The sequence below is a fragment of the Staphylococcus sp. GDY8P196P genome, from assembly GCF_017891705.1.
GTDB lineage: Bacteria > Bacillota > Bacilli > Staphylococcales > Staphylococcaceae > Staphylococcus > Staphylococcus ureilyticus.
Window position 1 is genome coordinate 77,625 of record NZ_JAESJS010000017.1, and the last position, 14,059, is coordinate 91,683.

The window sequence follows — 14,059 nt, forward strand, 5'->3', positions numbered from 1 at the left end:
GGCAAACGTTTGAGTTAAGACCAAAACCGTAACTGTTAGCACAATTAGATCTGTTAGTGACTCGTCAAAAATAGCATTTTGTCAACAATTGTCATTGTAACAATAAAAGCAGTTTACCCTTTTATTATTAGCATTTTATCGTTATTAGTAGTCATTTTAAACATATTTTATTAATTGAAAATTGGAGGAATTTATTATGAGAATTGGAATTATTGGAGCAACTGGAAAAGTTGGAAATTTGGTATTAGAAGAAGCAATAGAAAGAGGACATGACGTCACAGCCATCGTTAGAAATGCTTCAAAATTATCTAATAGTAATATAAATGTATTAGAAAAAGAAATATACGACATTACAGCGGAAGACTTAAAAGATTTAGATGTAGTTGTGAATGCTTTTGGTGCACCACTTGGTGAGGAAGAAGCACATGTAACTGCTGGGCGCGCATTAATTGAAGCATTAAAAGGAACAGATACAAGAGCGATTATTGTAGGCGGTGCTGGTAGTTTATATGTTGATAAAGCACAAACGACTAAGTTAATAGATACGCCAGAATTCCCAGAAATATTTGTACCTACTGCAAAAGGTCAAGGTAGAAATTTACAAGATTTAGAAGCTACACAAGGTATAACTTGGACCTTCCTTAGCCCATCTGCAGATTTTAATGCAGAAGGTGTCAGAACAGGAAGTTATCAATCAGGAAAAGATAATTTATTAGTGAATTCAAATGGTAATAGCTATATTAGTTATGCTGACTTTGCCATTGCCATTTTAGACGAAATTGAAAATCCACAGCATAAAAACGATCGCTTCACAGTTGTTGGAGAAGAAGCATAAATATTAGTAGATAATTTAATTTTTATTGTGGCAGAGGTAGAAACTCAGTATCTTAGAAAATTTACAAAATAGAGATGAGCAGTGATTAGATTTATTGAAAAATATCTTGCACCTACTCTAGTATAATAATGAAAAAATTCAGATGAATTGATACCTATGTATAAGTAGTATACATTTTCATTTCAGTAAACTACTGCACTTATTAGAATTTAAAGCGAAAAATAAATATGTATTTTAAAAAGAACGAATCCGTAAGGATATGCTCCCTTCAAAGTAGACACTTAAAAATGTAAACTTTGAAGGGACCTTTTTATATACAATTACCAGTATTAATGGATTGATAATAATCATCAAAGTCATTCCTAATTTTGACGAATTCATGAAATTTTAAATCCGCGATTTTATACATTTAATTACTATTCGAAAGTAGAGCAGTCATTAAAATTAATTCATTTAGGTATATCACGCCATGAAAATATGTTTTATAAATTTTATTTTAAACAAATAATAAGTTTTATAATTTTTTAAAAAATAAAACAAACTCATTGTGGACAATTGAGTTAGGTGATATTAAGATATAAGTAAGTTTTATATAAGGAAGGAGAAAAGAAAATGAAGATTTTCAAACAACACGAACAAAAACAGCGTTTTTCAATCAAAAAATACCATTTTGGTGCGGCTAGTGTTTTAATAGGCGCTATATTATTTGTTGGTACAACAAATGATGCGTCTGCTGCTGAATTGGATGAAAAACCTTCTTTGACTGTAGATAGTGGAACCATAGATTCAAAAGTAGCACCAGAAATATCAAAAAACTCAACAGACGCTTCAAAAGCTGAAAACGTACTCTCGAAAGAAGTGGCGATGACATCAGAGAATCAAGCAGATGCATCGAAATATGAGAGTACAGTTGTAAAAGAAACATCAGAAGCTACAGAAAACCAAGCAGATGCTGCAAAAGAAGTATCAGCAACACTAGAAAACAAAATAAATACTTCAAAATCAGAGAACGTAACAGCAAGTGAAACACCTAAATCTATAAAAAAACGTGACATTCCAGATGCATATGATTCAAACAGCATGCTTAGAAGCGCGAATGCAAGTTTAACTCAACCCCCTGCGGATGGTTATAGTGTTAACTCTGAACTCCCAACTAATAATAAGGTGACATATAAAATTCATAAAGCGGCTGATCCGAAACAATATACATTCGAAGTAGCTAGAAGAGGTGAAAGTGGAGACAGACAATATGTCTTTTCTGTTAGAAAAGAGGATGTTGATCATGTAGGGGCACCCACAAAATTTTTCATTACGGTATTTAATAAAGATAAAAATACATTAGTAAAAGAGATTGATATCAAGACCATTACACCTAGTGATATTCAGCTCGATGAAATGACTTTTTTAAATATAGTTGCAAAAAAGAATGGGTTTTCATTCAGGTTAAATAAAATCGATGTAAATGAACCATCAAATTTCCTTCCCATCTATGGAAATTCTGCACAATTGGTAACGGGTGAAGTTGTGAGTTATTCAATTGTGTTACCACATTGGAAAGGTCAGACAACATATTATTATGATGAACAAGGTAGAGAAATTGTACCACCATTCACTCAATATGGATGGACTAAGAGTACTTATACAACAGAACCTCCAGAAATTGCTGGATACGCATTTGATAGTACAAGAGCGCCACTTAATCAAAATGGAAAAATTAACAAACAATCTTCTAAAATAATTGGTAATGTTCGATATAGTAAAGCGACAACGAGTCGTGGCACAATGTATCGTAAAGATAAAATTCTTGACGATAAAAGCACTGTAGAAAGTGAAGTATGGTTTACTTATGCTAAAGCACCGGATACATTTGATCCAGTGAATGGCAGTAGTGCAGATAGAGGAAGAATAGCATCGAATAATCTGCCAGATATAAATTATGATTTTGAAAAAAATACTAATGGTTATGAATTTAGAGAAAAAATTGTAGATGGCGCATCTGAAGGGAAATATCAACAACTCGGTTTGGAGGGGAAAGTGATATTTCAAAAATTCCGTTTCCATAAAAATGGATTACCTTCAAATGTAGCAATATCTGTTTCAGATTATGATGGGGGCGATGCAACGTCTAGCTCAGTTGTGAGACTAAAAAAAGGTGAAGTGACTAATTCCCGATATGATAATGGAAGAACATTTGATATTTCGAATAACTTTGAGTATCCAGATACTGTTGAGTACTATTATATTAGCCAAAAAGGGGATGTAGTTGTTAGTTATGTTGATACGGAAGGCAATGAATTAAAAGGCCTTGTTGAAGATGTGAAAGGTGGGTTTGCAGGCACAGATTATGATACTGTAGTAGACCATCGTCCAGTGACAATTGAAAAAGATGGAAAAACTTATAAACTCGTTTCAGCAGGTAATTATACGATAGGTAAAGTTGATGACCAGGGTCATTTAACTACATCGGATGCACCGATAGGTAAAATAGCGGTAGGGAAGAAGACGGTTACTTATGTTTACGAAGAACTGAAACAAGGTAATGTCGTGGTAAATTATGTTGATGAAGCAGGAAATCCGATTAAAAAATCTGTAGAGGATACACCGGAATCAAACGTAGATACGGCGTATGATACGACGGATCACAAACCGAAAATCATTGGAAAAGATGGGAAATTATATTTATTCTCAAAAGTAAAAGAAGGAGACCATGAAACAGGAAAAGTTGTAGAAGGAACAACGTCAGTGACATACATCTATAAAGTATTAGGCAGATATATTCCGTTTATTCCAGAAAATCCAGGAGATGCGTATGACCCAAGTAAACCAGGTACAAATAGGCCACCAGTATTGTATGATGAGACGCCAGAAGAACCGACAGATAATCCACCATTACCATACATTCCAGGTTATACACCGAAGGACCCAAGTGGTAATCCATTGGTTCCAGTAGATCCAAACCATCCAGAAAAAGGATACATCCCACCATCGATAACAGATCCAAAGGATTCATCGAAGGATACACCGGTGCCGTATGAGAAAGATCCGACACCAGAAGTGAAACAAGGTAATGTCGTGGTAAATTATGTCGATGAAACAGGAAATCCGATTAAAAAATCTATAGAGGATACACCGGAATCAAACGTAGATACGGCGTATGATACGACGGATCACAAACCGAAAATCATTGGAAAAGATGGGAAATTATATTTATTCTCAAAAGTAAAAGAAGGAGATCATGAAAAAGGAAAAGTTGTAGAAGGAACAACGTCAGTGACATACATCTATAAAGTATTAGGCAGATATATTCCGTTTATTCCAGAAAATCCAGGAGATGCGTATGACCCAAGTAAACCAGGTACAAATAGGCCACCAGTATTGTATGATGAGACGCCAGAAGAACCGACAGATAATCCACCATTACCATACATTCCAGGTTATACACCGAAGGATCCAAGTGGTAATCCATTGGTTCCAGTAGATCCAGACCATCCAGAAAAAGGATACATTCCACCATCTATAACAGATCCAAAGGACCCATCAAAGGATACGCCAGTGCCGTACGAGAAAGACTCAACACCACCAAGTACACCGGGTACACCAAGTACGCCGAACACACCAAGCACACCGGGTACACCAAGTACGCCGAACACACCAAGTACGCCGGATACGCCAAGTACATCAAGTACGCCGGATACGCCAAGTACACCGAATACGCCAAGCACGCCGGATACACCAAGCACACCGGGTACACCAAGCACACCGAATACGCCAAGTACGCCGAATACACCAAGTATGCCAGATACACCAGATACACTAAATACATCAAATGTATCAAGTTCGGAAAATACATCAAATGTTTCAGCAACATCTAATACAATTAAAAAGAAACAATTGCCAAAAACAGGAGAAACGAATAATACTGGATTTTTTGCGAGTGTACTAGCGTTAATTGGCGGTATACTACTTACTGTGTTTAGAAGAAAGAAAAACTAAAGTCTTTGGATTAAAGTGTTACGAATACTTTGTTAAATCGCACTAATATAATCTTTGAGGATTAAGCAATCATGGGTTGCTTAATCCTTTTTTGCTTTGTATATCATAATAATTCTACGATAAAACCTCGTTACATCATTGATAGTAAATCAAAACAGTGGAACTTTTTAGAGATATTCTGTTGCAATCTATTTAAAAAATTATGATTTGCTAAGTCAAAAATATACTGAATAAAGCAATTAAAGATTTTCATACTATCCTTATTTGTATTTCATTTTTTTGGCGAAATATGGGTGGCTAGTCGAGATTTTCCAAATGAGATTAAGTCACTTTCTTGGTTACCAAACATATCTATAGCATCTTGTTCTCCGCTTTTCCATTTCTAATAATAGTTACTTACTGTCACCTGTGAATTTGGAAACTGATATAAGATAAATGAGCAACTTTCATCTAAATATAAAAAAAGTTGCTCTAACTTTGGTTCCTTTTCATGTTTATTAAGTTTAGGCTATCAAAGGTATACAAAAGCTAAATTTAAAATTCATATTTATTTTTACTTTTTTTAAATACAATGATAATATACGCTAACATTAAAAATTGTATAACAGTACCAATCACTATTGTATAAAATGTCAAATTATCGTGTGTTTTTCCTGTATAGCTTAGTATAAAAGTTGCTAAAACTAGCTCAAGTACTACACCTGTAGAAGATCCTATCTGATGTGAAAAGTTAACGAATCCAGAAGCAATGCCTGATTGGTCTGTTGATACGTTGTGCATGCCTAAATTCGTTAATGGGGTGAATATAAATCCCTGACCTATACCGATTAAAATGAGAGAAGGGATAAATAAAATAATTTGAGAATGATAATAGATACATAGTGCTAACGTGACCATACCTATAATTGAAATAATGATACCTTGTATGAGGAGTGAGATATTGGTTTTGCTCTCTAACAATTTATATATATTTAGCGCAGTAATAAAATTAAAGCCGGTTGTGAAAATGAGTAATGATCCTGTAGTTATCGGTGATAAATGAAATACACTTTGAAGATAAATACTCATATAATACCAAAAACTAAAACTCGTACATAAAAATAAAAAACGTAAAAAATAGCCTGAGAGATGATATTTAAAAAATATTATATGAAAATTTATTTGACATTAATGAACCGACGATGTTAAGCAATACATTAAAAAATGTTTCACGTGACACAATGAAATTTGATGAACGATTAGATTTACAACTACAACAAGGTGCTTCTATTGATAAAGCAACTTTCGCGCGGTTAATGGATTCTTGATAAAATAATATAGTATGTAGTTTTTATATGTGTGAAGATACAAACATAAAATTTATGTAGAGAAATTTTGAGAGTATTTGAATATACTATAATTTTAGTTGTTGAGAATTAGCCATTACTTCTCAACAACCTTTGTATTTAATAATGAAGAAACCTAGTAACTTTGAAATGATAAATATTTAGATATAAAAATTGTTTACAGCAATTTGGATTTATATTCGTTTAATTCAGATTAATTGTTAAGTTCATCATATTTTACGCTTAACAACCAATTTTAATTGGCACGATATTAATTACATCGTCAAATGGTATAGCGTTCCGTTTGATATTGAATTAATAAAATTGTAGTTATTTGAAATTGGTCTTTGAATAAAGTGATATAACCGATATAATGGGTGTGAATAACTAGGAAAAGGTGAATTTAATGAAACAGATAAAAACTCATCATTTAAATCATAAAAAAAGTTTGAATCATCAATTTAAATTGTCTGGTATCGCACTGATTATGACTACGACTTTAATAGGATATGGTATAAATCCAACATCATCTGTAATGGCGAAAGAAAGTGCTGATGTGAAAGCTGATACACATTTGACTAGCGAACAAGCGTTAGAAAAGCAAATTCAACAAGCTAAAGAAAAAATAAAGAAATTGAAAAATATAAAGCGTAGTGAAAAGCGTGATGCAATTCAAAAAATGGAGAAGGCTAAAAGCATTGAAGAGGCCAAAGTAATATTGGGAAAAGCTGAGAATGATGACAATCGCCTCAGTGAACAACAAAGCGTATCTGCTAACACCCAAATAGAAGATAGCAATATTACTGAAGATAATCATGAATCGTATGAAGACAAAAAAGATATTTCAGATAATCAAAAACATGTAACTGATCATCAAGAAAAAACTGTTCCTAGTGAGAAAACAGACTCAAGTAACTTACCTGAGCAAGAAAATAATCAAACGCAAAACGCTCATGATCGCATAACTAGTGAAAATTCACAACAGAACTTAGATCAATTGCTTGATAAAATTGATGCATTATCAAATGAAGTTGATGGGGGTAAACTAAAAAACGATAATAAAGCGTTAAGAGATACTGGAGACAATCAAGAACAACAAAATGAGGTTGCGAAAAGCACTAACAGTACAGGTGAAAAAAATCAGGCAGAAAAAAACACACCTGAAAAAACGTCTCGTTCAGATCATGATGCTCCCCAACCATTAGAAAAATTTGAAAAAGAAATTGATAAAGTAACGACAAAACAAGCTAAAAACAATGACAACTTAGATGACTATGTAGCAACTAAAGAAGCAAAGTTACAAACATTAACATCAATGCTTTCAGAGCGTGATTCAATATCTAAAGAGAATAAAAGTAAAATGGCAAAAGAAATTAAGCAAGTTGAACAAAATTTAAATGAACAACATGATATTGTGCTGGATCAATTGAAATCTGTAGACAATAAAGACCGAGCAGTTAAAGATATCATTAATCGTACTTTTGATGACAGACATGCTCAATCTATCTTAGAACGTATAGACACAGAAGGTAAAACAAATCAACAAATTGCCAATCAGGTAATCAGTCAATTAGACGGTTTGTCTACAACTTCAAGTGACGATATTTTACAAGCGATGTTTGATAAGACAGGCGATAAGCAAGCGTTGGTTAAAACGATATTGTCAACGCATTTGAACGATGTGGATGCATCTCATATTGCTGAAAAAATTATGCGAGACAATCCTGATAACGAACAAATTGTAGCGTTACTAAAACAAAATTTTGGGGACAATGTAACAAGTGATGATATTTTAGAAACGCTATTGGATCAATCTGAAGATAAACGCCAAGCCTTGGAAACGATGTTGGCTAGCAAATTAAATGATGCGAAAGCACAAGCACTTGCTGATGTTATTGCTAAAAAAGAAGATGCTAAGCATAATATTGCTAAGCATAATATTGTTGATTTAATGAAATCAGGTCTTGATCAACAGTTGAATGACTTATTAAAAGTTGATAAAGATATAAGTAACTTTAGAGATGATATCCATGGTATCTTTGAACCTTTGAAAAATACACCAAGCATTGCTGATACATTGGATAAAAGATCATTAAATAAAGGTGACAAGATATCGACATTATTGGATGCAGAGACACAACGACTTCAAAAACCAAGTCTGTTGAGTGGCTTATTCAGTGGTGATGGTTTATTAGATGGTGTGCGAGATATACCGAACCCATCACCTGGACGTGCTTTATCTATAGGTGAATCAGACGGTTTCTTGAGTGGTTTGTTCGATGATGAAGGTAATTTCTCGTTACCTGATGCTGGTACAGTAATGAAAAAATCAACGATTCCAGTAGGTATCGTGTTGTTAATCGTTGGTGGCGGACTGATATGGTTTGCTAAACGTAAACAGTCGAAAAAATTATAGTTTATCAATTTAAACAGGTGCTAAGGCTACTTGTTATCATATAAAAAATGCACCATTCAAAGTTAGTCACATAAGTGAGACTTTTGAAATGGTGCACTTTTATTTTGCAGAAAATGAGAATTTTAAAATATTGATTGAATTCTATCATGTGTCTATATAAAGTTAGTTTTGTTTACCTGTAATATAACTTAAATCAGTAGCGACATCTGCATCAATGGTTCTGTGAGAAACGATGCCAAGTCCCTTAACATTTGATTCTGAAATAACGATAGAACCGTCATCGTTCACTTTTTCTACAAAAGCTACATGACCGTATATTGAATCTGCACCATGCTGACCTGCCTCAAATACAACGGCAGTATGTGTCTTAGGTGTTGAAGAAACCGTATAACCTTTTCTTTCTGCGCGATTGTTCCAATTTCTGGCGTCACCTAGATCTCCACCGACATATTGATCGAATTGCGACATACGGTGATAGACATACCACGTACACTGGCCATGTGGGTAAGGCGAGTGATTTGTGGTTTCTGAAAATGGCTTGAAATCGCTATTATCGTCATCGTTCTTCAATTTATAATCGTCTAAATCTGGCATTTGTTTACGGTCAAATTGTGTTAAGTCGTAGTGCTCAATAATGCTGTTAAGTTTGTCAGCGTATTGAGAATCAGTTGCATATGTGGTAGCCAGATGTGCAGTTGCTGACCGATAGTTATGTGCTTCGCGCTTCCACGTTGGTTTATAAATATTTGGATTGCCATCAATACCTTGTTTGATTAATTTAGCATAATCCTCTAATGATTCTTTTTCACTCGGATAACTACGGAAATCGGCTGAGATTTGGAACATGTTGTTTCCATTGTCTTCAAGAGTATTGAAAGTAGTGGATTTTCCTTGGTAAGTTCCCTTGATACCGAATAAGTTATAATGAGGTGCTTGTGCAAGTGCACTCATGCCAGAATCTGATTCTAATATGGCTTGTGCAATCATCACGGATGCGTAAATGTCTTCATCTTGGCCTATGTCATGTGCATCTTGTGCGATTGTTTTAATGAAGTCACGTGTATTTTTATTTTCAGTTATTGTCAGTTGATTTGTAGTGTTATTATCGTCCGACAAGTTTGGTAATTGTTGAAAAATAGCAGTAGTGCGTATGTTAGACTGCTTGGTATCATTTTCAAAGGATTGGGCCGGTTTTTCTTTTTTGGCTAATTGTGATTGAGAAGGTAACTGCGGATTAGCATGGTTACTTGATGGTTGTTCATCTGAGTCACTTTTCTTATTTTCAGAATCCTTATTTGATGAATGTGCTTTTTGAGATTCATATTGCTTTTGGTTATTTTTAGCGTCTTCACTATACTCGTCTAAAATTGATTCTAATACTCTATCTTCCGACGATGAACCGGATTGATTGTCTGTTGTGCTGTCATTGTCACGAGTGTCTGCGTCATCATCCTGCTCACCTGTATCATTATTACTTGTCGTTGTTTCATCATCTTGTTTATTCTGACTATGCCCATCCTGCGTTGTGTTTTCACGAGATTGATTTTGGTGTGAATCCGAATTGGATTCGGTATCATCTTGTTGCGCATCATGCTCATTTGTATATTGATTTGACTCATATTGACTGTTTTTTGATTCACGCGCTGTGTCATTAGCATCGTTGTCATAATCTGTACGACTTTGTTCTTGTACAGATTCTTCACTATCTTCATTTGAATCATCATTTATCTCATTATCATCAATGAAAGCTGTCGCATTTGAATCTTCTGAATCAGTGTGGTCTGTTAATGAATTATTTTGTTTGTTATTGTCTTCGTTTGAATCATCGTTTTGTTTTAATGTGGAAGGGGGTTGTGTTGCTTCATTATTAGAAAGTAATTGATCCAGTAATTTAGATAAACTGTTATTGTCTTGATTTTGTTTCAAAGGTGTTGGTTTAAACATATCAAATATGTTTGAACGATCATCGTCTGTTGATGTATCCCATGTATTTTTAGTTACATTTGTCGACGTTTTGTCAGAAGTCTTAGAATTATCGTTTTCTTGGCTGTTGTTCTGCTCACTTGTTTTAGTGGGGCCATCATTTTTACGATTTTGTTGATCTCCCCGTTCACTACTATGCTTATTATCGCTAGATTTCTCTTTTACATCATCAGATTTCTCGTTATTAGTTTTATGATTTTGGGATGATGATAGCGATGAATCAGATTTTTCTTTGTCTTTGTCTTTCTGTGTCTCAGTTGACTGAGTAGTCATTGTATCTTCTTTTGAGGTTTCGGCTTTGGCATCATTGATAGGAAATGATGGCATAAGTAAAGAAGTTGAAAGTAAGCAGACTAATAATTTTTGTTGCCTCATGAAAATACCTCTTTCCTAAAATATATTATTTACTATATACAAAGTATTGTTTATCTTGGTAAACTGTTAATAGTCTTGCTTTTAGTTGATGTCTATCAACTATGAAAAGGTTAAACGTTATTAATGAATTCAGTATATCAATTTATATGCAATAAACAAATAGTAATTTGAATTTTATATAAGAAGAAATCACAGATCTAGTTTTTGAGGTGTATAAATGAAAAACGTAATAAAATTATTTTTTATGGATTTAAAAAAGATTGCTAAAGCGCCTAGTGTATTAGTGATTTTAGGTGGTTTAGCCTTGCTTCCTTCGTTTTATGCTTGGTTTAACTTGGATGCGACATGGGATCCATATGGTAATACTAAAAATATTAAAATTGCAGTTGTGAATGAAGATAATGGGGATAAAGTCAAAGGTAAAAAAATTAATGTTGGGGATCAAATTACTGATAATCTTAAAAAAGATGATAACTTTGATTGGCAGTTTGTAAGTAGAAAAAAAGCAGATCATGATTTGAAAATGGGAGAATATTATGCAGCTATTTATATACCAGATAAATTTACACACCAAATTACTGGTACGTTGCGAAAAGACCCACAACAAGCAAACGTTGAATATAAAGTGAACCAAAAACTTAATGCAATTGCGCCTAAAATGACTGATGCTGGAACAAGTGCTATCGTTCAAAAAGCGAATGAACAGTTTAATGAAACAGTGACACAAGCACTTTTAGATGAAGCGAATCGTCTAGGTGTAAAACTTGAAGAAGAGATTCCAACCATCAATAAAATTGAAGATGCTGTATCCGAAGCGAATAAAGCTATGCCAAAAATTAACGATTTTGCAGATACACTTATTTATTTAGATGAAAACCAAGATCAAATTGACAATTATGCGGATCGATTTAGAGGATTAGGTGATTATAAAGGTGAAGTTATCGATGCAGCAGATAAGTTAAATCAAGTTAATGCTGCAATACCTGCATTGCACGAGCGTGCTAAACTAATACTGGCATTAAATGACTACATGCCAAATATTGAAAATGCGCTTAATGTTGCTTCTAACGATGTGCCAGAAGCCTTTCCTAAAATCAATCGAGGTGTTGATATTGCAAGCACTGGGGTAGACGCTGGCTTACAAGGATTGAACGATGCACAAGGTTACTTGCCTGCGATTCAACAACGCGTAGAAAGTTACCAAGAAGTCGTTGATCGCGCACAAGATGCAAATCAAAATGTTAATCAACGCCTAGAAGATAATATACAAACTGAGCAGCAAAGTGCTAAGCGTTCAGGTCGATATTCAAATATTCAAACATCGCAAATAAGTAATAATCAAAGCGATGATGATGACAATGAACAACATGATTCTACAGTAAGTAGTAAAGATGTTAATGCTATGCAATCTTCATTATCAGAGTCATTGTTATCACTTTCTAATTATGCTGACAAACAAGCCGAAAGTAGTCAGGAAGATATCAAAGCGTTGGAAAATGTCACATATGGTATTTTATCTACAGACAAACCTAAAGATTTTCAAAAAACACTGGATCATATTAAATCCAGACTGGAAATGACTAGTAAATTTAATCAGCAATTTATCGATATATTAACAGAACTAGAAGAGAGAGAAAATGTCGATTTATCGAATGAAATCAAAGAATTAGAATCGACAAATAATAAAATAAATGACTTAATTAAGCAGCAGAATCAACTTAGTGATGCACTGTCAAACGGAAGTTCTGGTAAGGCAGAAGCAGTAGCATTACTTAAAGACCTACCTCGCGTAAATCGTAGCTTGGATGATTTAAGAAATTATATTAAAACAGAACTAAATCAGAATTTGTTCGACATATCAAACGAAGTAATGTCTGTATTAAATGAAGGCGATGCTAGACTTTCAACGCTTCAATCGAAATTAAATACGATAGAACAGGTTATAAACTCTGGACAAAGTATTTTGACAACAGGCAAAGATAGAATCGAAGCGATTCAAAGTGCATTGCCAACCATTGAGCAAAGATATATGGATGCAATGGCTACTGCACAAAATTATTATCCACAATTTAAACAAGGCGTTGCGAACGCAGCATCCTTTATTGAAAATGATTTACCAGGGTTAGAGCAACAATTGTCTGATACGACAGCAACAGTAAATAGCACGATACCGACCTTATTCAATCGTTACGATCGTTTAGTTGATATTTTGGATGCCAATCAACCACGTGCCAAAGAAGGATTGCATAATTTAGCAAATTTCGCACGTAACCAATTACCAAATGTTGAAAAAGATCTTGCTAAAGCGAACAAACTATTTGATGAGATTGAAAAAGATGATGCGGTAGACAAAATGGTAGATTTATTGAAGAACGATTTGAAAAAACAAGCGAATGTGATTGCGAATCCAATAGATATTGATCAAAAGGATGTATTTCCTGTGAAAGACTATGGTTCAGCAAGCACGCCATTCTATACAGCCTTAGCCATTTGGGTAGGTGCGTTATTGATGGTGAGCTTATTAACGACAGATAATAAACACAAATCATTAGCACCATACCTATCAACAAGAGAAATATATTTAGGTAAAAGTGGATTATTCTACTTATTAGGTATCGTTCAAGCGCTTATTGTATCTATTGGTGATATCGTAATACTGAAAGCACAAGTAGAATCAATTGGTTGGTTTATTGGTATCGCAGTATTCGCATCAATCGTATTTGTTACCATTGTTTATACTTTGGTATCACTGTTAGGAAATCCAGGGAAAGCCATTGCCATCATCTTTCTTGTGCTACAAATTGCAGGTGGTGGGGGAACATTTCCTATCCAAGTTACACCAGAATTTTTCCAAACGATTCATCCTTACTTACCATTCTCTTATGCAATCGATGCATTAAGAGAAGCGGTTGGTGGACCTGTTCCTGAAATTCTAACTCAAAAATTAGTAATACTTTCATTATTTGGTATAGGATTCTTATTAATTGGTGTAATATTCAAACCAATTACAGATCCACTGATGAGAAAAGTAACTGAAAAAGCTGAAGAAAGCGATGTAATGGAGTAAAGTTGCTAACAAGTTAAACGTCAAAATGATGTTTATCAGTTTGAATGATGATAGTGAAAAACAGT

7 protein-coding genes are annotated in these 14,059 nt (G+C 34.0%); 5 read left to right on the top strand and 2 right to left on the bottom strand.

Annotation, left to right across the window (positions count from 1 at the left end):
- Positions 1–196: 196 nt before the first annotated feature.
- Both KA814_RS09585 and KA814_RS09590 read left to right on the top strand, forming a co-directional pair.
- Positions 197–835, top strand: coding sequence for an NAD(P)-dependent oxidoreductase (locus KA814_RS09585; protein ID WP_064209778.1), 639 nt, complete (start codon positions 197–199; stop codon positions 833–835).
- A gap of 612 nt (positions 836–1,447) precedes the next feature.
- Complete coding sequence (locus KA814_RS09590; RefSeq protein ID WP_133170595.1) at positions 1,448–4,828, top strand: MucBP domain-containing protein; 3,381 nt, start codon at positions 1,448–1,450, stop codon at positions 4,826–4,828.
- A 534-nt stretch (positions 4,829–5,362) separates the two neighbouring features.
- On the opposite strand, the gene KA814_RS09595 is transcribed toward KA814_RS09590, so the two are convergent.
- Positions 5,363–5,989, bottom strand: coding sequence for an MFS transporter (locus tag KA814_RS09595; protein ID WP_107391406.1), 627 nt, complete (start codon positions 5,987–5,989; stop codon positions 5,363–5,365).
- A 20-nt stretch (positions 5,990–6,009) separates the two neighbouring features.
- On the opposite strand from KA814_RS09595, the gene KA814_RS13740 reads away from it, so the two are divergent.
- On the top strand, positions 6,010–6,135 hold the full coding sequence (locus KA814_RS13740) for a hypothetical protein (protein ID WP_256633951.1): 126 nt from the start codon (positions 6,010–6,012) through the stop codon (positions 6,133–6,135).
- 424 nt (positions 6,136–6,559) lie between these two features.
- Positions 6,560–8,569, top strand: a complete 2,010-nt coding sequence (locus KA814_RS09600; RefSeq protein ID WP_210122733.1) for a hypothetical protein — start codon at positions 6,560–6,562, stop codon at positions 8,567–8,569.
- A gap of 162 nt (positions 8,570–8,731) precedes the next feature.
- Here KA814_RS09600 and KA814_RS09605 read toward each other — a convergent pair whose 3' ends face one another.
- Entirely contained in the window at positions 8,732–10,927 is a 2,196-nt protein-coding gene (locus KA814_RS09605) for an amidase domain-containing protein (RefSeq protein WP_064209774.1), read from the bottom strand.
- 217 nt (positions 10,928–11,144) lie between these two features.
- On the opposite strand from KA814_RS09605, the gene KA814_RS09610 reads away from it, so the two are divergent.
- Positions 11,145–13,994: a YhgE/Pip domain-containing protein gene (locus tag KA814_RS09610; RefSeq protein ID WP_064209773.1), complete on the top strand. Its 2,850-nt coding sequence runs from the start codon at positions 11,145–11,147 to the stop codon at positions 13,992–13,994.
- Positions 13,995–14,059 lie beyond the last annotated feature (65 nt).

Coding starts and splice junctions, on each gene's coding strand:
- KA814_RS09590 (WP_133170595.1), top strand. CDS start 1,448: ATGAAGATTTTCAAACAACACGAACAAAAACAGCGTTTTTCAATCAAA.
- KA814_RS09605 (WP_064209774.1), bottom strand. CDS start 10,927: ATGAGGCAACAAAAATTATTAGTCTGCTTACTTTCAACTTCTTTACTT.
- KA814_RS09610 (WP_064209773.1), top strand. CDS start 11,145: ATGAAAAACGTAATAAAATTATTTTTTATGGATTTAAAAAAGATTGCT.
- KA814_RS09600 (WP_210122733.1), top strand. CDS start 6,560: ATGAAACAGATAAAAACTCATCATTTAAATCATAAAAAAAGTTTGAAT.
- KA814_RS09585 (WP_064209778.1), top strand. CDS start 197: ATGAGAATTGGAATTATTGGAGCAACTGGAAAAGTTGGAAATTTGGTA.
- KA814_RS13740 (WP_256633951.1), top strand. CDS start 6,010: ATGTTAAGCAATACATTAAAAAATGTTTCACGTGACACAATGAAATTT.